Here is an 18,469-nt window from a genome sequence, read left to right as displayed (position 1 = left end):
GCCCAGGCCGAAGGCCCGGCTGAACGCCTCGTTCACGCCCGTGACCTGGCCGTCCTCGGCCCGCACCAGCACGGTCGGGATCGGCGTCAGCCTGAACGCCTTGGCGAAGCGCTCCTCGCTCTGGCGCAGGGCGGCCTCGGCCTTCCGGCGCAGTTCCAGGTCCGCGAAGGTGAACAGCATGCAGGGCTCGTCGCCCATCTCGATCGGCTGCCCGGCGACGATCACGAAGCGACGCCCGCCGTCGGGCAGGTCGAGGCAGGCCTCCATCTGCGGGATCGTGCCGCCCGCGTTGAGCCGCGCGACGGCGAGGTCGCGGTTGCGCGCGCCGGCTAGGACGTCGACCTCGTAGACGCTGCGGCCGATGACGGCGTCGCGGGTGTGGCCGGTCATCTCCAGGAAGCCGAGATTGACCCTGACGTGGCGCAGGTCGGACAGCCGCGTGATCACGGCCGGGGCCGGGTTGGCGTTGAAGGTGCGCTCGAACCGCTCCTCGGCCTCGAACTGGTCGGAGACGTCCTTCAGGATCAGCGCGAGGCAGCTCGGGTTGCCGTCGCGGTCGGTGGCGACCAAGCCTCTGAGGGAGTGAACGAACTCGACACCGGGCCGGTCTGTCCGCGTGACCTCGACCACCACGTCGTGGAAGGTCTCGCCGGCGATCACGCGCTCGATCGGGTAGTTCTCCGGCTCGTGATTGTTGCGGTATCGGAGGCAGAAGCGGTCGCGATAGGCGTCGACGGTGGGGCCGAGCTCGTCGAGGCTCTCGGCACCGTGCATCGCGAGGGCGGCCGCGTTGGCGTAGGCAATGGTCTGGTCGGGCTCGACCAGGATCACGCCCTCGCTCAGGCCGGCGATGATCTGCCGGAGCTCATGCCTGTCGACACCCGCCGTCACGATCCGTCCGGTCCCCGCCGCCTCGACGCCGCGCCCGTCGCAGCGGGGCACAAACGGGTTGCGCGCAAGCAGGTTCCGCCCGATCCGCGATTTTCACTGGTATACCTGCATCATTGACGTCGTCGAGATCAACCAGAGATAAGTTCGCAGCCCTCCCGAGAGATGTCGCGCCCGTCGCGACGCTGTCTCCACCCCATCGAGCCCAGAGCTTCACCGTGAAGCCCGCTGTCGAAGAGCGCGATCCGGCCGGCGCGTCCGATCTCGTCATCTCGTATATCCAGGCGCAACTCGGTCATCGGCTGCGCCAGTACTATTCAGAAGTTGCACCGATCGAGATGAGCTCACGGCTGGCCGGCGTGCTGGGCCGCCTGTCCGCGGCCCTGGATGCCGCCGAGTCCGAACGGCAGGTTCCCGGTGCTTTCAAGGACGATCTGATCGCCCTGGTGCCGCGCCTGCGCCGCTACGCCCTGTCGCTGACGTTCGACGGCGTCGAGGCCGACGATCTCGTGCAGTTCACGCTGCTCAAGGCGTGGGAGCACCGGCAGCGCTTCCAGCCCGGCACGAGCCTGGTGGCCTGGCTGTTCACGATCTTGCGCAACGGCTTCATCAACGGACGACGCAAGCGACGCTTCGAGGTCCCCGATCCCGACGGCGCACACGCCGTCACCCTCTCCGAACCGACCGCCCAGGAGCACAGCATGGGTCTGAAGGAGGTCCGGGCCGCGATCGACCGGCTCGACCCGGCCTATCGCGAGGCGCTGATCCTCGTGGCCGTCGACGGTCTTGCCTACGAGGCCGCGGCCTCCGTGATCGGGTGCCCGCCGGGCACGGTGAAGAGCCGGGTCAGCCGCGCCCGCGACCGCCTGCTTCACGAGCTGGGCGAGCGCTGACACACGCGCGACTCCGGTGGCCAGCGCAGGATGCTGGGCCATGGTCGCGAGCCAGCAATCGCGGGGACGCGAACGCCGCACCCGATCGATCAGGCGGAGCGGCGGTCGGGCCGTGTCTGCGCGGGCGTCCGCTCGATGGGCAGGCGCGCGACCGAAGCCCCTCTGGCATCGCGCACCACCAGCACCCAGTCCTCCGCGTAGCCCTCGTCGGCGAGCTCCTGGACCATGTCCCGGATCACGCTCCGGGCGTCGTCGAGCGCCTGGTCGATGCTCGTGGCCTCGATGCCGATCTCGTCCTTGATGATCTCGCGACCGTGCTCGATGTCGAAGTAGAGGCGGCGCGGAACGAGCCGAAAGTCGCTGCGGTCGCCGCTCGTGAGCCTGTCGATGTCGAAGATCTTCGCCGGATCCTGCGAAGTCCGGGACCTCGCGACCTTCAGGAGCGCGAGTCCGCCACCCACCAGTACGGCGGCTGCACTGGCGACACAGGACGCGAGTATTATCGTGTAGAAGCCGAACGTTTGCCAGCCAAAGGCAAGCACAGGCAATCCGCCGCACAGGGCGGCTAAGATGACAACCAGCGGCATCCCCCCGGCCCTCGATCGCGCGTTGGCTCTCCGATGTGGGGTATACGGCAAAACTCCGGTCCGCAAGAACGTCCTGACAATCGGTGCGCGTTCGACGGGACGGGCTGAAATTAACGCTACTCGCGCGACCGACGGATCGAGTATCCCGCGTGAAGAGCGAACACAGGGCGCCGAAATCCGTCTCGCGCGGTCGCTGGTCGATGGTTTATCCAGCGATCGGAACGCGGTCGAGCGCTCGGATCGCGAGATCTGGCGCACGCGGAGAGGCACAATCTCGTGAGCCTGCACGTGTCGACTGACGGGACCTCGCGCGCCACGCACCGCGCAGTCTGATCGAAGGCCTATCGGATCTCAGCGGCGCCTTCGCCCGGGTCGGTAATGGATACGTCGCCGATGTCCCATGCCGTCGGCCATCCGGCGCGCCCAATCACAATGACAGCATCACCGCCAAACCCGGACATAAATCAACTCGGAGTTGTTGTCAGCAGCCTCATAATATAAGAGTCCGATCTGAAACACTAACTTCTGCGCGAAATTTCCCAATTATACAGCGATTCGTCCACAGGCGGCTTCGACGAAATCCTCACATGAATGTATTTCTCTCCCCGCTTGGCTTAGGATATCTCTGAACAGTGGAGATGCGCGATCACGCCTGTCGTTCTGTTGGGCTCGTGCGCGTTAACGGAGTGGGTTGGTGGACAACAGCGACGCGGCTCGCGCGACGACTATCGAGCAGCCCGACCTCCCACTCTCCGATCGGGTCGCGGCCATCGACGCCAAGCTCGACGATCTCTTGGGACGCATCTCGGCGCTGCAGACACACTGCTATTATGACTCGATCAATTGGAATAACTTTAAGGCTCGATTCGATCGATTCGTCCTCGAATGCGAGGATCGGCAGCGAGATATCTTGGAGACCTTGATCAGAGGAAGCGCGGTCGAACCAGTCGACTTGCGTGTCGCGACAGCGAACCCGCTTGCCGGCGACACGCCCGACCATCTCTTTCCGCGAGGCACAGCCGCTGACAACACGCGCTCGCCCCGCTTCGTCGCGGCGTGCGAAACCCATTTCGGTTTCCCCTTGCGTCACCTCGATATCGGTTCGGCCGGCGGAGGGCTCGTCTGGGATTTCACACGGCGCGGACATTTCTCGATCGGGATCGAGGGCTCGGACTGGTCGCGGAAGGAGCAGCGCGCCGAGTGGCGCACCATTCCGGACCGGCTGTTCACTGCCGACGTACGTTTCCCGTTTCGCGTCGAGGACGGCGCCGGTGCGGTCCAGCAGTTCGATCTGGTGACGGCCTGGGAATTGTTCGAGCACATACCGGAAACGGACCTGCCCACACTGCTGCATTCGATCCACCAGCACCTGAGACCGGGCGGAGTCGTGGTGGCCTCCATCGCGACCTTTGCGGACTGCGACGCGGCGGGTCACGAGTTTCACACGACGATCCGCGATCGCACTTGGTGGGAGACCGCCTTCGCGGCGTCAGGACTTGACCCGGTCCAGAGCCCGTTCCAACTTCGCGACTATCCGCGTGGTTCGGGCAATCCCCGCGCCTACGACTGGGACGCACACGCTAATCCGGAACTCGGCTTCCATATCGTAGCCAGACGTCAACCGGAAAACGCACCGCGGACAGGCATGTAGATCACGTCTCGATCCGGTGATGGCCCGGCACCCACCAGCCTCGATGCGCGATGGCCTGCGGCGGACGCTTCGCAATACCGCGCCTCCACTCCATCGCGCATGGCGAGGATCGGATCCGGTCCCCCGCGAACGATCAACGCTCGCGGCTGGAGCGAGCCACCGACACGCGGAGCTATCGACGTAGCGCGGAAGCCCGCGGAAGCTGCGGGGTTCAAGATCCAACTCGCGCCGCGAGCCAGCGACACATCTGACGCTGAGACTTTCGTGCCAGCTCGAAATCGGTTCGCCGGGCTTGCGGCCTCACCCGCAATGGTAGACCGAGCACGAGCCCTGACGTGCTCGGATGGCCCATGAAGTTCCGATTGCCCCTCTCATCCAATCAGCGCCGCCCCCTGTTCGGCAACCCGCTCCCCGGCTTCGACCCGGCCTACTACCTTGATCGCAACCCCGATGTCCGCGAAGCCGGCCTGGATCCGCTGAAACACTTCCTCGAACATGGCTGGAAGGAAGGGCGTGACCCGAGCCCAGGTTTCAGCACGACAGGCTATCTGGCCGCGAACCCGGACGTTGCTGTCGCGGAACAGAATCCGCTGCTCCACTTTCTGCAGAACGGTCTTGCCGAAGGACGAAGCGGTTTCGCCCGCGCCGCCTTGTCGATGGGTGCGGTGACACAGACCGGATCTGCACCGGCTCACGGCACGCCCGCGTCGCCGGGAGGGCATGATCCCGTATCGCTGCAGGGCTTCATCGACGAGGCCGACCACAGCCGGATCCGCGGCTGGGCCTTCACGCCCTCCACCCCTCACTCACCGACCGTGATCGCCATCGTCGTCAATCAATCAACCGTCAATACGGTCATCGCGGGCAAATTTCGTCCGGATCTACGCGAGGCGGGTATCGGCAACGCGCATCACGGCTTCACATACGCGTTCTTTCCAGCGCTGCGCAAAGATGTGGAGCAGACCATCGTGCTTCGCCGCAGTGCGGATGGCCAGGAACTGGCCCGAACTGTCCTGCCTCCGGGGCGTCAGATCTGATCGACGGGTTTTCCCCGCTCGCAGGAAGCGAGCTTTGCGGCCGACGTCAGACCGCGATCATGGAAGCTGGCTTGGGCGTCAATCCTTGCATTCCAGATCGCCGGTGAGCAGAGGCTGGGCATTGGCGGTCGCCGGCACCGTCCCGTCCATGCTGTAGATGTAGACTTTCGGATCGGCGAAACCGATCCGTCCCTGCACGGATCGACCGGTCGCCCGGTCGAATCCTGTCAGGACCGTATCCTTGAACGGCAGGCAAGGAAGCGATGCGGTGATGTAGCCCGAGCCGCCGACCACCTTGACGTCGAGCCGGATGCCGAGGATCTCGCGACCGAATCGGCGGTAATCGGCCGTTGCCGAAACAGTCGCGGCGGCTGTACCACCGCGGGCGACGACGGGCGTGTAGACGGTTCGCGCGAGGTTCGTCGTAAAGCCCGTATTCCCGATGGGCTGGCCGCTGTCATCGGTAATATTGATGCCCGCACCATCTTCCCATTTCGGCGGCGCCTCACCGCTCTCGGTATTGTACTTGGCCACGACATTTCTGACGCTCGGCCGAGCGCCCCCGCGCGCGACCAGGCCGCCCGTGGCGGAGATCGTACCGAAGCGATTGGCCCGCGCGGCGGACGGCGACGTCCAGGCCCCGGCCTTCAGGTCGATCCCGATCCCGGTCCGTCCTTCGCGATCGGCGCGGATGAAGATGAACTCGTTGGTATCGGCGTTGCCGATCTCGAACCCTGTTCCCTCTTGGGTCAGCGTCAGAACGTTGATCCACTGACTCGAGTTGGTGTCGAGCCAAGGCGATCCAGGGCCGATGCGGACGCCCTGCGCGCGCAGGCTCGCTCTGCCCTGCTGCGTCACGCGCAGCTTCCACTCGTTCTGCGACGTATCGAGGAACGAGGACGCGGCGTTGCCGGAGTTGGCGACGGTGATGGTCACGTCCCGCGTCCCACCGATGTCGGAAGGCCGGACAGTCAGGACATCGCCCAACACGTAATTCGATCCACCTTCCGTAACGTCGATGGTGGACACGGACCCGTCCTTGACCGTGATCGTCGCTTTGGCGCCCTCTCCTGTGTCGATGCCGGCGCTGACCAGGGAAACACCGGAGTAGGTCCCGCTCCGGCCGCCGGAACCGGGTGTGAACGCCGCCCAGACGGATCCCGTGAGGAGGCCCTTGGTGAGGGGACCACGAGCCTCGTCGACGTCGATATCGACGCCCGGACCGGTCGTGTCCCGCACCATGATGTCGACCCTGGAGTTCTTCAGCCCGCGCACCAGCAGTCCGGTCTTCGCTCGTCCATTCCCGTTCAGCGTCAGGTCCGAGAGCGTCACGGCGGTCACCGGTGTCTGGGGTGTCATGCTCCGAAGATCGAGCATCGCGAGACCGAGCGCTCCGACCCATTTCAGCTCGGTTCCCGCGATGGAGAAGGCGCCTGCGCCCTGGCCGATGATCTTGATGCGGGACATGTTGGGCGCGCGCAGCGACGTCGCGCATCGGGCGATGCCGGGAGGCAGGACCAGGGTCCCGCCTCCGCGGGCGTCGAGGAAGGCCGACGCGGCGTTGATGGCGGGACACACGTCCGCGGATTCTGTCCACGCCTTGCCATCACCGTGGGCGGCAAAATCATCGTATGTCGCCAGGACGGCCCTGAACTTGGCGACGAGCGGGCTGTCGACCGGGTCCGCCAGCTGGTCGAGACTCGCGACGCTGCCGCTCGGCAGGGTCGCCGCCGCATTCGCCTCGGATCGCGCGTCGCTCGAACCGCGCCATTGTCTGCCATTCTCGGCAGGACGAGGCCGCTCCGGTTCGTGCGCGGGAGCAGCCGTTCGCGCATCCAGAGCCCATGCGCAGGCTGCATACAGCGCGAGGCACAGGGCGATGAGATGACCGCGGCGCATAGTTCAGATCCCGTTTTCCGCGTGTTCCCCGCGCGACGCCACCCGCCGCGTGGCGGGGCCCGCCTGTGCCAGGGCGGAGCCGTCCGTGATACGATGGCATACGACTGCGCGATGAGGACAGGGATGCGCGTGCGCGGCGTCGACAACCGAGAGCGTAGGCACTGGTTCTACGACAGCCGACTAATGGTCTTCGGCTTCTGCTTGACGGCGTTCGTCGCGATCTTCTGGCAGGTCAGCCGGTTCGAGGGCTTTCAGCCGATCTTCTCGTGCGCCCGCACGACGGACGTCGATCGTCAATTGTTGCGCCTGGGAATGGATGCCTGCATGGGCAACGCGCGCACCCAGTCGGATCGCGAGGGATGCATGCGGACCGTCCATCTGCTCGCTTGCATGAAGGAGCGCTGGCGCTGATCGACCGCGGCCGCGGCCGCGGCGCGAGAACCTGCAGCGGGGTTGCAGCGGACGCGATCACCTACAGCAGGCCGCTCGACGCGCCCCCGTTCAGCGAGCGGCTGGCGCGCGCGACCAGCTTCGCGAAGGCCAGAGCCGCCGCCGAGGCCTGCGTCCGGGAGGGAAACGACCGGTCGGATTCGGCCACCGTCATCTCGGTCTCGTCGAGGAGCACCCAGGTCCAGAGATGCTGTCCGGTGGCTTGGATCCTGAAATGCATCGCGAACTCGCAGGCTGAGGCATCGTGCGATCATGCCCGGCGGAAAGTCGCGCCGTGTTAATGGGTTGCGCCGCGCAACATCCTATGTCGGGGGGATCGCGTTCCATCCCCGATATCCCCGCCGATCACAAGCTGCGACGCTCGGCAGCGATCGATCGGAGATTCGCACGACGCGCTGAGCCGGCAATCCGATCGGCGCGAAGGCATCTTTTGATGAGGACAGCGACGGCGGATGTTGGTCGTAAGGCACCGTTGTCGCCGACCGCATTCACGGGGCCCCGAGCGCCCCGGGCGAGCAGCCTTCGGGCATGCGTTCGGCCGGAGATGCTTCCGCCTCGCTCATGGATCAGATCGCCCCCGCTCGTCCCGGCCGCACCCGCAGGAGGCCTCATCCGGCCCTTGTCGTGGCGTCTGTCGCCCTCGCCATCGGCCTCTGGTTCGTCATCTACGCGGTGGCCGGACGCGCCATCTGGTTCTGGTGAGGCGGGACACACGGCCCCGTCCCGCCGGAGCTTCCCAGCCCCCGGGAGGTCGCGACAGGGCCGGCGCAAACCATCGCCTGTAAAGAAGCTCAGCGGCTGGACGACGCGCGTGCCTCGAGGGCGCGGAGCGCCCACGGAACGAGCCGGACTTTCCGCGCGATCAGGTTTCTTGGAGAAAGTTCGCAGATTCTGGTGACTGCCAGCGCGCTGGCGCTCCCAAGGGAAGCGCGGAAATTCAGTCCAGAACAGACACTTAACTGAAGGTTTGGGCGAAACCTGCCCCGTTGATTCTCAAGACGTTTCGGACCGACCGCCCAACCCGACAAGCCGTTCCGGTAACGAAAACGCCGTCGCGGGGGTGAAGGCCCGCAACGGCGCTAAGCAGATCGGCTCCCGCAAAGAAACCGAGCGCAGAGATACGGCGGTCCGCCCGGTTCTGGCAAGCGCCCTGACTGCGGTGCTGGACAGCCAGGGCATGGTCGTCGGCGTGCTCGCCGGGCGCACCGCGGCCCGGGCCTTCCTGCGGGAGGCGCGGCTATGATGCTCGCCTTGTCCCGCCAACAGCGACGCGCGTTCGAGCGGAACGTGGCCGAGAACGAGCCGACCATTCAGGCCGACGCTCGGTTCTTCGAACGCTTCCCGCATCGGGAGTACCGCATCCGGCGCATGAGCCGGCCGGAAGTAGCACAGCTCGAAGCGGCCCGTGGCGAGCCGCTCTCGCCGATGCGGGCGGGCACCGCACGGTTCACCCTGGTCAAGCAGCTGGCACCGGGAGTGCGCCTGCGGATCTTCGTGCCTGGTCCAGGCGACGAGGACGGATCGGACGCGTCCGACGCGCTCGGCGCCTCCCTGTGGTCCCGGTACGCCGAACAGCATCCGGCGATGGCCGACCGGGAGGCAGCGCTTCGCAAGGCGCTGGTCGAGGCCGGTAGGCCGCCGCAGGACGGGGTGACGCCATGAGCGATCGCCTCGATACCGCCCTCTACCTCGCGCGCCACGGCGCCAAGGTATTCCCGCTGCACGGGGTGCGGGAGGATTCGTCCGGCCGCATCGTCTGCACGTGCGGGAAGACCGACTGCCGGGACATCGGCAAACACCCGATGGCGAGGCTCGCCCCGCGCGGGCTGATCAATGCCACGACGCACGAGCACATCGTGCGGACGTGGTTCACTAGCGCGCCCCAAGCCAACATCGGCATGGCGACAGGCAAGACGGTGGTCTTGGACGTCGACCCACGCCATGGCGGCGACGCGAGCCTCGAAGCGCTCGAGTCCGAGCACGGACCATTGCCGGAGACGACGCGGGCACTGACCGGCGGCGGCGGCCAGCACATCCTGTTCCGAGCGCCTGCGGACGTGGAGATCCGGAACAGCGCTGGCGATCAGGGCGGACTCGCCCCCGGCCTCGATGTCCGCGGAGCCGGCGGGTACATCGTCGCCCCGTCCAGCCGACATGGGTCCGGGCGGTACTACGCATGGTCGGTGGACCATCACCCCGACGACGTGCCGCCGGCCGAGATGCCGGACTGGCTCGTCCAGGCTCTCTCCAGGACCGGAGAGGGCGCCGCGGCCCGGGATCCGTCCGAGTGGCGCAACCTCGTGGCCGAGGGGGTCGTCGACGGCGGCCGCAACGTCGCGGTGTCGAAGCTCACCGGGCATCTGCTGCGCCGCTACGTCGATCCGGAGGTCGCCCACGAGCTCGTCCAGGCTTGGAACGAGGTGCGGTGCCGGCCGCCGCTGACGCCGGAGGAGGTCACGAAGACCGTCGGCTCGATCGCCCGCAAGGAACTCCGTCGCAGGGAGGCGCAGCATGGCAGCCGGCGCTGAGGACATCCACCGCCTGTTCGAGTTCGAGCAGCGCAACCGCTCGCGCGAGAAGCCGAAGAGCAACGGCGACCTGCTCACGGAGGACTGGGCTGCCCGCACCTTCGCCGAGCGCCGGGTCGGGCACCTGCTGTTCTGCCACGATACCGGGAAGTGGCACACGTGGACCGGTGCGGCTTGGCGACCGAACAGATGCGGCCTCGCCTTCCAGTGGGCCCGCGAGCTCGCCCGCGAGATGTGCGAGAACGAGGAGCCCAAGACCCGGTTCATCGCCTCGAAGACCGCCTTTGCGGCCGGCGTGGAGCGTTTCTCCCGTTCGGACCCGGTCTTCGCCGTCACCATCGAGGGCTGGGACGCGGACCCGTGGCTGCTGGGCACGCCCGGGGGAACCGTCGACCTGCGGACCGGAAAGCTGCGGGAGGCCGATCGGGCCGACCGCATCACGAAACTGACCGCGGTCGCACCGGGCGAGAAGCCGGACTGCCCGACGTGGCTGAAGTTCTTGGATGACGTCACCCAGGGCGATGCCGGCTACATCCGGTTCCTGCAGCAGTGGGCCGGATACTGCCTGACGGGCGACACCAGCGAGCAGGCCCTGTGCTTCGCCTACGGCGGCGGTGGCAACGGCAAGGGCGTCTTGATCCACGTCCTGGCGGGGATCCTGGCCGATTACGCGGTGAACGCCGCGATGGAGACGTTCACCGCCGCCAAGCACGACCGGCATCCGACGGAGATCGCAGCCCTGCGCGGCGCGCGCCTCGTGACGGCCTCGGAGACCGAGCAGGGTCGACAGTGGGCCGAGGCCAGGATCAAGCAGCTGACTGGCGGCGACACGATGCGCGCGCGGTACATGCGCCAGGACGAGTTCGAATTCACACCCGTCCTGAAGCTGCTCATCATCGGCAACAACAAGCCCGGCCTGTCGAGCGTGGACGACGCCGCTCGGCGGCGGTTCAACCTTTTGCCGTTCCTGTTCAAGCCGGCCGTGCCGGACCCGCAGCTCGAGGAGAAGCTGCGGAAGGAATGGCCTGAGATCCTGCGGTGGATGATCGAGGGCTGCTTGGACTGGCAGGCCCATCGTCTCGTCCGGCCCGAGGTCGTGAAGGACGCGACAGACGAGTATTTCGCCACTCAGGACACCTTCGGGCAGTGGTTGGAGGCACGTTGCATCGTCCAACACGGCAACAACTACAGGAAAGCGACGACACAGGAGCTATTCGCGTCTTGGTCTGAATACGCCCGCGGGAATAACGAGCCGCCGGGTACACAGACGAGCTTCGGCGATCGCCTCGACAAACTCGGTTTCAAGAAAAACAAGAACGTCCCGACCGGCATGAACACACGCGCCCGAGGCTACGAGGGGATCGAGGTCCGGCCACTTCCCACCATGGGGGCTGAGGCATGAGGCGGCTTGAGGCTACCTCTCCGTACTACACGCACAGGCGCACGCGCGTATGGGAGGTAACGGGACAACCGGCCTCAAAGCGCCTCACCGCCTCAGACCAGGGCGGCGGTGGTCCACGCTGCCTGATCCCGTTCGACCGCCGGGAGGGGCTCACGACCACTGAGGCCGCCGCTCGTGCCAGCCGCACCGAGCGAACGATCCGGATGTGGTGCCGGGACCACGACATCGGCCGGCACGTGGCCGGCGGCCCATGGCTCGTGTCGCGCGTCGCCCTGGCGATGTTTCTGAACGACGACGCGGCCGCGCTGCGGGCCTACCTCGCAGGCGATCGATCCGGGCCGCTCGTTGCCGAATACTTCCAGGCCGAAGGCTTGGGCGACTTGGTCAGAGGCTGATCGATGCACGTCGCGGAAATGGCGACGTATCCGAAGCGGCCCGCTGCAGGCACCTTTCTGCACCAGCCGTCCAACCATGGAGCCGAACGATGCGCGCCGCCGGTAGATCTCTGCAGTTCACCGACATCGTGAGGTTCCGGGGCGAGCCGGGCTTCGGCGCGGCCGTGGTCGAGGCTGCCCGTCGCAACCGCACCAGCACCCCGGAGTACCTGCGCCGCATCGTGCGCGAGCGGCTCGCCGCCGACGGTGTGGCCCTTCCGCCGATCGACGCTCCCGACCAGCGCGAGGCGGCCTGAGACCATGGAGGGCCGAGGGCTCAGCCGCGGCGACATCCTCGCCGCCTCCGACATCGCGGGTCCTCCGGCGATCACAGGCGGGTTGCGGGCTGTAGAGGCGCGACCCTTCGCTCTGGGCAACCCCGATTTTTGAGGTCTACACCTTGGCCGAACGCCTCTCCCTTCGCGAACTCGCCCGGCGCCTCGACCGAGATCCCTCGGGCCTCGGCCGGCTGGCCCGCAAGGGTGCGATCCCGAAGGGCGCAGACGGCAAATTCGACGAGGCCGCGGTTCGGACGGCGCTCGGCAAAAACGTAGATCCGGCCCGGCGGAAGGAGGCCGTAGACAGTCTACGGTCCACGCCGCAGCGGTTTACGGATCTGGCCTGTCCCGAAACCGGCACGTTCCCGACGCCGGCGGCCTACCGCGCCCGCACGGACCTGCCCGACGCCTTCGCCGCCGGCGCACTCTACGGCGCCCACGTCGTGGCCTTCGCCTTGCCGACCGCACTGGCCTGCGCCCTCGTCGACGCCGGTATCCCGGCCGCGGCCGCAGTGCAGGCCCACGCCGACGCCTGCGAGGACACCTGTTTCATCGTGGGTGACGTCACCGAGGCGCTGGGTCTCACTCCCGCCGGGACCGACGACGCCGGGCCGCACGCTCCCACCGCCTTCCAGGGCTTCGACCCTCGGATGGCAGCCGCGGCGGTCACCTCATGATCCCGCACCTCACCCATCCCCATCGCGTCGACGCCGGCCGACTGCTCCGGGCGTTCGCCGCGGTCCCTGGCTCCGGCCGGGGGCGGGCCACGATCACAGGCGGTGGCGTGGCCCGCATCCATCTCCCCGGCCTGAAGGAGCCGCGTCCATGAAGAAGCTCGCCAAGGACCTCGCCGGCCTCATCGGCATCAGCCGCAAGGAGACCAACCTCGACACCCTCACCGCGGCCTTGGCCGAGGGACGCGAGCAGATCAAGGCGGCGACCCGCGACCGCGAGGCGGCCGAGGGCGCCTACCGCGACCGGATTCTCGACGCCACGCCGGCCGAGCTCGAGAAGCTGCAGGCGGCCAAGGCCCGGGCGACCGTCGACCTCGACCGCGCCGAGGCGCTGGTGGCCGCGCTCACGAGCCGTATCGTCTACGTCCGCGACGACCAGGAGCAGTCCGGTCGCCGGGCGCGGTACCAGAACGCCCAGGCGCTGGCGCAGGCCGCGCAGCAGGCCCTCGCGCAGGACTACCTCGATATCGCCCGTCGGGTGCACGCGCTGCTCCGCACGGTGGCCGAGGTCGAGGTGGCGGTGCTGGAGGCGAACGCCGAGTTGCCGGACGGGGCCGTCGCCATCCGATCGCCGGAGCGGGCCGTCCGGGACGCTGCCCGCCTGCCGCTCGACATGAGCACCGCAGAGGTCGAGCTCTGGCGCACAGTCGGCAACATCGAGCCGCTGTCCGAGGCCGACCAGTCCCGCGTCCGGGTCAACCGGGGGAGCCACGACCACGGGACGCTCGATCGCGATGGCCGAGAGATCCCGTGCGTCCGAGTGACCTACCGGCGCGACGTGGTGCTGTACGATGACGCCGGGCAGTCCCTCCCGCCGCTGGCGGCCGGGATCCGCCTGCCAGCCCTGTACGCGGGCACCGCCGCGTTCTGGTCCCCTGCAGAGACGCGGGAGCGTGGCCCGGCCGAGGTCCTGGCCGACATCGCCGTGATCGAGCCGGCCTCCGCGCCGTCGTGGCGCAAGCCGGCGGCCGAGCCGATCCCGCACCGGTTCACCTACTGGCCCGTGTCCACGCCGCCGGATCCGGATCACCCCGTCGGGAGCCTCGCGCTGGATGCAGCATGACCCTGGCCGAGCTCGACCACCTCGATGCAGCGGACATGGCGGAGGTGGATCGCCTTCGCCGCGACACCCGCACCGCCACGATCATGGAAGCGCCGGAGGCGGAGGGGCGGCAGCTCGTCGCCTTCGCTCTGCTCCTGCGCACCGACCTCTCCCCCGACGCAGCGGTGCTGCTGCTTCGCCAAGCGCCGGACCTACGCACCGTCGACGCGGTGGCCTCGTGGGTCGAGGCGATCCCGGTCCTCTCTCACCCGGAGACGCGACATTGACCGATTCCCCCGCATCCGCGCCGCAGGCCGAGGTGAGTTCCCCGCAGCCGGCCGAGACCTGGGACCACCTCGCTGTGGTCGTGCTCGCCGGCGACCAGGCCGTGTTCTCGATCGACGCGGCTGGCAACATCCAGGTGCCCGCCACCTACGCGCTGCGCTCCGAGGTCGGAGTGGCCCTCGCTCGAGCGGCCGCCGTGCTCGCGGCCCAGCCCGAGCCGAACTCCTCGCAGCAGATTTTGAGCACGGTGTTCCGGCAGCTCGGCGAGATCGACACCGATGCGGCGCGGGAGGCTTTCGCCAAGCTCGAAGCGGCGGTGAACGGCCAGACAGAGGCGCTGGCCGCCGCGACCGTGGCCATGGAGGCGGCCAACGCCGAGATCGGCGCCTCGATCCCGACCGCCCCCGGAACGCACTGAGGAGCACCCGCCATGGCGTCAAAGACCATCGAGGCCAAGCTTCTCATCACCGCGGAATCGCGGGTCGAAGCCGAGATGGCCAAGGTCGCCAAGGCGATCCAGCAGGGCCTCGACGTCACGAAGTACACGGCTGAGACGGCCAAGCTGAGCCGGGCCTGGGAGCAACAAGCGAAAGCGGCCAGGGCAGCCGCGGCCGTGATGGATGCCCGCAAGCCGCTCGAGGCCACGGTGCAGGGGATGCAGCGGGTCGGCGCCCAGGCGACGCGGCTGGCCCGCGAGTACGATGTGGCGAAGAAGGCGGCGGCCGAGTACGGCAAGGCCCAGACGTTCATCAAAGGTAGCGAGCAGGCGGAGCAGGCCGCGCGGCTGGCCGCCGAGGTCCGGCGCCTGGGCGATGCGCATCGGGCGGCCGTCAACGACAGCAAGGCCCTGACGGCAGCCTTCAGCGCCGAGACGGCGGCGCTCCGAGCGGCCGAGAGCGCGGCCTCCCGGTACGGCGTCGACCTGTCCCGGGTCGAGCAGCAGCAGCGCACCCTGGCGCGGAGCACCGATCAGGCCGCCGCCGCTTTCCGCCGGCAGGTCGCCGCCGAGGAAGCGGGCGTGCGGGCCGCTGCGGCCCGGGCTCAGCGACGGCAGGCTCAGGATGTCGCCGCCGGCGTCGTTGCCACGGCGACGGGCGCCGGTCTGCGCGGCGCCTACGTTCGGTCTCGCGATGGCTGGATCGAGATGGACGAGGCGAGCCGTCGACAGAGGGCCGTTCTCGGGATCGACCAGGCGAAGCAGAGCACCCTCAACACCCAGGCCCTCAAGATCGGCCAGGACACCCGGTTCAGCAACCCGGACGTGGTGAAGGCCCAGACCCGCATCGGCTCGAGCCTGCCCGACCACTTGAAGGATCCGAAGGTCCTCGTCGCGATCACCGAGAACGCGAAGGACTATGCGCTGGCCATGGGCACGACCATGGACGAGGCCTCGTCAGCGGTGCTCGGCCGGATGCTCGGCCTGCGCATGAACATGTCCAACCCGGAGGCGGCCGCAGCCTCGGCCAAGCACGCCACCAACCGCCTGGTCCAGTTCGCCAAGAGCTCCGGCGCCGACCACAACGACCTGATGGGCTACACCAAGTTTGGCGCGGCGCCGAGTTCGGTGGGCGGCTTCTCGGAGGAGTTCACGGACGCGATGGCCGCACAGCTGCGGCGCATCGGCTACGAAGGCTCGATGGCGGGCAACTTCGTCCGCGCGGCGGCGACCAAGCTCGCGGTCCCGACCTCGAAGGGGCTCGGCGTGCTGGCGGGGTCGGGCCTGAACCACTCCGACTACGTCGCCCCCGGCAAGGCGCTCTCGGCGGACAACCTCGGATCGGCGCTGCGGCTGAAGTTCGGCAAGGGGCTGAACGACAGCCAGCGCTCCCGCATCCGCGAGCTGATGGAAGACGAGGACATCGTCGGCAACCGGGAGGAGTTCGTCCCGAAGGTCTCCGCGATCATCCAGGAGACCCTGGCGAGACGGACGAAGAAGGGCGCGGTCAACGCTCAAGATGCCGAGCGGATCGCGAAATCGGTCAACGAGTACCTGTCGGCCTCTGCGGGCGCCGTCGATATCGAGCGCCTGATGCGGGACGTGATCGCCAAGGGCATCACGCCTGCCATGGCGAAGTATCTCTTCGGGCAGGAGCACGGCGGTCGAGCACAGGCGCTCGATCTGAAGACGCTCAACAAGGACGTCGAGACCTTCCGCAACACGCCGCAGGACCGGGCGCAGAAGATCGGCGAGGACATCAACGCCGGCACCTATGGCGCCTACCAGCGCATGATCGGCTCGGTCGAGACGTTCTGGATGAAGCTGGGTCAGGTCAACGACGGCCCGCTGACGATGTTCTACGACAAGGTCGGCAACGCGGTCGATGCCGTCACGAACCTGCCTCCTAACGTCATCCAGGCCGGCACCGCCATCGGCGGACTGGCCGGCGCCGCGATCGCCGCCCGGGGCGCATTCGGCATGTTCCGCGTCGGGCGCGATCTCCTCGGCTTCGGCGGAGGGGCGGCGGCCCTGAACGGCTCGGCGGTGGCGCTCAACGCTGCTGCGGCCGCCCTGACCGAGGCTGCGGTGCTCCAGGGCGCCAAGGGCGTCGCAGGCGCCTTACCCGACGCGGCGAAGAAGGGCGGCAAGCTCGCCGGGCTGGCGAGGGGGGCGCTGGGCATCACGGCAATCGGCGGCTTGGCCGAGCTGGCCCAGCACTACGACACCCTGAAGATGCCGGAGTTCACCAAGGACGGGATCGGCCGTGGGCTCCTCGGCGCCCTCGACCCGAACCTGCCCGACATGGTGCTGGGCAAGAAAGCCGACGAGATCGGTAAGGACACCGGGACGAAGGTCGGCAAGGGCATCGCGGAGGGCGTGAAGGAGAAGGCCCCCGAGGTCGAGGCCGAGGGCAAGACGCTGTTCCAGCGGCTGAACGAGCAGTTCCGCCAGGGCATCTTCGTGCCGATCCACCTTGCGCCTGGCGAAGGCTTCGGCGGCGGCGGAGGCGGCGGCGGGCTGATCCAGAAGGCCAGCTTCGGTGGGAGCGGGAGCGGCGGACCAGGCGGCATCATCCGCAAGTCGAGCATCGGCAGCGCGGGTGGTGGTGCCGGCGTCGCCCGCGGCGGCGGAGCGGCGCCGTATGTTGGCGGTGGCGGTGGGATCTCCGCCCGCGACATGCGGAACATCGACCCCGAGTTCGCGGCCCACATCCGCGCCTCGGCACTGTCGCAGGGCATCGACCCGGACATCGCGCTCCGGATCGCCAACAGCGAGGGCCTGCGCGGTTCGAACCCGAACCGGCTCACCCCGGGCGACTACGAGAACGGCAAGCCGACGAGCTTCGGTCCGTTCCAGCTTCACTACGGCCGTTCCGGCGGCCTCGGCAACCGCTACACGGCGGAGACTGGGCACCACGCGAGCGACCCGCGGTACTGGAAGGAGCAGATTGACTTCGCGCTCCGAACCGCCCGCAAGGAGGGCTGGGGCGCGTGGTACGGTCGGCGCGGCGCCGGCATCGGCTTGCGGGACGGCATCGGTACGGTGAAGCCGGTGCCGATGGCGAAGGACGGCGAGCCCAAGCTCGTGAAGGGCCTCGACGGCAAGGAAGGCCTCGACCTCGGCAACGGCACGATGAAGATGCCGGACGGGTCGATCCGGTCGATCACCCGCAGCGGCCTGGAGATCCCTGATGCGCCGGCGGGCGGCATCGGTGCTGCCGGCAGCGGCCGCGGTAGTATTGGCGCGCACGTCGAGGAGTTCGGCCGCCACGTGGACCGGCTCCAGGACATGGGTTTCCACGGTCAGATCAGCCTCGCGGTGACCGGCAGTGGCCGCCAGCAGGTCCGGGCCACCGCGCTCAAGATGCGGGGGCGCGGCGGCATGACGGCTGATATGGGGATTACTCTGCCGGACCTGGAGCGGGACTGGTACACGCCACCGCCTCGCGGTCTCACGGACGTGTAGGTCTTCTGAGAGAAGCCCGCACGGTCCGCCGGCGCGGGCTTTTTCGTGCTTGGGTTCCTGGCGCGGGACTGGCTGCCGGCCGGCGCAGGCACGGCCCGGTAACCGAAGGCCGCCATCCTGTTTGCGAGCCAAGTTGCGTATCGGCTGTAACCGATCGGCTGGCACCACGCCCGGTCTGAGCGCGGCGTGCTAATCTGCTCGGATGTTGGTCGACGAGGAGCGCATCGACGAGGCGGTGCTCGCCCTTTTGTGGCTGACGCTCCACGACGAGCGTCGGGCCTGGAAAGGCTTCGACTGGGCTGCGCTGGGCCGTCTCCACGCCAAGGGGCTCATCGCCGACCCGGTCGGGCGCGCCAAATCGGTGGTGCTGACCGACGAGGGCCTGCGCCAATCCGAGGCGCTGTTCCGGACCCTGTTCACGCGGGCAGACTGACGCGCCAGGGCCGCGGCGTTCTCA

Annotated in this window: 19 protein-coding genes; 15 read left to right on the top strand and 4 right to left on the bottom strand. The window is 68.1% G+C overall.

Translation table 11 applies throughout. The annotated features are described in order from the left end of the window. Window positions 1-891: PAS domain-containing protein (locus tag BLW78_RS29795; RefSeq protein WP_139307789.1), on the bottom strand; the 891-nt coding region annotated here is incomplete at its 3' end. 215 nt (window positions 892-1,106) lie between these two features. Between BLW78_RS29795 and BLW78_RS29790 the strand changes: the two genes are divergently transcribed. Next, a complete protein-coding gene (locus BLW78_RS29790; RefSeq protein WP_244527108.1) occupies window positions 1,107-1,781 on the top strand; it encodes a sigma-70 family RNA polymerase sigma factor in 675 nt (224 codons plus the stop codon). A gap of 89 nt (window positions 1,782-1,870) precedes the next feature. Here the strand turns inward: BLW78_RS29790 and BLW78_RS29785 are convergent, their stop codons facing one another. Then, entirely contained in the window at window positions 1,871-2,368 is a 498-nt protein-coding gene (locus tag BLW78_RS29785; protein ID WP_020096367.1) for a DUF6894 family protein, read from the bottom strand. 694 nt (window positions 2,369-3,062) lie between these two features. Between BLW78_RS29785 and BLW78_RS29780 the strand changes: the two genes are divergently transcribed. Further along, entirely contained in the window at window positions 3,063-4,019 is a 957-nt protein-coding gene (locus tag BLW78_RS29780) for a class I SAM-dependent methyltransferase (protein WP_170855288.1), read from the top strand. A gap of 350 nt (window positions 4,020-4,369) precedes the next feature. Next, a complete protein-coding gene (locus BLW78_RS32200; protein WP_210186908.1) occupies window positions 4,370-5,056 on the top strand; it encodes a hypothetical protein in 687 nt (228 codons plus the stop codon). Between the two features lie 78 nt (window positions 5,057-5,134). On the opposite strand, the gene BLW78_RS29770 is transcribed toward BLW78_RS32200, so the two are convergent. Continuing rightward, window positions 5,135-6,955: a hypothetical protein gene (locus BLW78_RS29770; RefSeq protein WP_139307788.1), complete on the bottom strand. Its 1,821-nt coding sequence runs from the start codon at window positions 6,953-6,955 to the stop codon at window positions 5,135-5,137. 183 nt (window positions 6,956-7,138) lie between these two features. On the opposite strand from BLW78_RS29770, the gene BLW78_RS29765 reads away from it, so the two are divergent. Further along, the gene (locus BLW78_RS29765) at window positions 7,139-7,366 is read left to right on the top strand and encodes a hypothetical protein (protein WP_244491959.1); all 228 of its coding nucleotides are present in this window, start codon (window positions 7,139-7,141) and stop codon (window positions 7,364-7,366) included. 61 nt (window positions 7,367-7,427) lie between these two features. Here BLW78_RS29765 and BLW78_RS29760 read toward each other — a convergent pair whose 3' ends face one another. Beyond that, window positions 7,428-7,625: a hypothetical protein gene (locus BLW78_RS29760; protein WP_020096365.1), complete on the bottom strand. Its 198-nt coding sequence runs from the start codon at window positions 7,623-7,625 to the stop codon at window positions 7,428-7,430. A gap of 840 nt (window positions 7,626-8,465) precedes the next feature. Between BLW78_RS29760 and BLW78_RS29755 the strand changes: the two genes are divergently transcribed. The 11 genes from BLW78_RS29755 (at window position 8,466) to BLW78_RS29700 (ending at window position 18,445) form a co-directional block, all read left to right on the top strand. Then, complete coding sequence (locus BLW78_RS29755; protein ID WP_091683840.1) at window positions 8,466-8,648, top strand: hypothetical protein; 183 nt, start codon at window positions 8,466-8,468, stop codon at window positions 8,646-8,648. Next, window positions 8,645-9,067, top strand: a complete 423-nt coding sequence (locus BLW78_RS29750) for a hypothetical protein (RefSeq protein WP_091683839.1) — start codon at window positions 8,645-8,647, stop codon at window positions 9,065-9,067. Before BLW78_RS29755 ends, BLW78_RS29750 begins: the two co-directional genes overlap by 4 nt. Beyond that, a complete protein-coding gene (locus BLW78_RS29745) occupies window positions 9,064-9,933 on the top strand; it encodes a bifunctional DNA primase/polymerase (protein WP_091683837.1) in 870 nt (289 codons plus the stop codon). The genes BLW78_RS29750 and BLW78_RS29745 overlap by 4 nt, the downstream gene beginning before the upstream one ends. After that, a complete protein-coding gene (locus BLW78_RS29740) occupies window positions 9,917-11,335 on the top strand; it encodes a phage/plasmid primase, P4 family (RefSeq protein ID WP_091683835.1) in 1,419 nt (472 codons plus the stop codon). Before BLW78_RS29745 ends, BLW78_RS29740 begins: the two co-directional genes overlap by 17 nt. A 484-nt stretch (window positions 11,336-11,819) precedes the next feature. After that, a complete protein-coding gene (locus BLW78_RS29730; RefSeq protein WP_091683833.1) occupies window positions 11,820-12,026 on the top strand; it encodes a hypothetical protein in 207 nt (68 codons plus the stop codon). Window positions 12,027-12,169: 143 nt separating this feature from the next. Continuing rightward, window positions 12,170-12,724, top strand: coding sequence for a hypothetical protein (locus tag BLW78_RS29725; protein WP_091683831.1), 555 nt, complete (start codon window positions 12,170-12,172; stop codon window positions 12,722-12,724). Window positions 12,725-12,872: 148 nt separating this feature from the next. Next, the gene (locus tag BLW78_RS29720) at window positions 12,873-13,844 is read left to right on the top strand and encodes a hypothetical protein (RefSeq protein ID WP_091683829.1); all 972 of its coding nucleotides are present in this window, start codon (window positions 12,873-12,875) and stop codon (window positions 13,842-13,844) included. Beyond that, entirely contained in the window at window positions 13,841-14,110 is a 270-nt protein-coding gene (locus BLW78_RS29715) for a hypothetical protein (RefSeq protein WP_091683827.1), read from the top strand. The genes BLW78_RS29720 and BLW78_RS29715 overlap by 4 nt, the downstream gene beginning before the upstream one ends. After that, complete coding sequence (locus tag BLW78_RS29710) at window positions 14,107-14,526, top strand: hypothetical protein (RefSeq protein WP_244527107.1); 420 nt, start codon at window positions 14,107-14,109, stop codon at window positions 14,524-14,526. Before BLW78_RS29715 ends, BLW78_RS29710 begins: the two co-directional genes overlap by 4 nt. Window positions 14,527-14,538: 12 nt before the next feature. Further along, window positions 14,539-18,012 (top strand): phage tail tape measure protein, encoded by a 3,474-nt coding sequence (locus BLW78_RS29705; protein WP_091683825.1) that lies wholly within the window; start codon window positions 14,539-14,541, stop codon window positions 18,010-18,012. Between the two features lie 202 nt (window positions 18,013-18,214). Further along, entirely contained in the window at window positions 18,215-18,445 is a 231-nt protein-coding gene (locus tag BLW78_RS29700) for a DUF6429 family protein (protein WP_091683822.1), read from the top strand. The last annotated feature ends 24 nt before the right edge of the window (window positions 18,446-18,469 follow it).

This window comes from Methylobacterium sp. 275MFSha3.1 (assembly GCF_900108435.1).
Lineage (GTDB): Bacteria > Pseudomonadota > Alphaproteobacteria > Rhizobiales > Beijerinckiaceae > Methylobacterium.
Note: the sequence above shows the minus strand (reverse complement) of the source record. Positions and strands in the feature narration are given on the sequence as shown.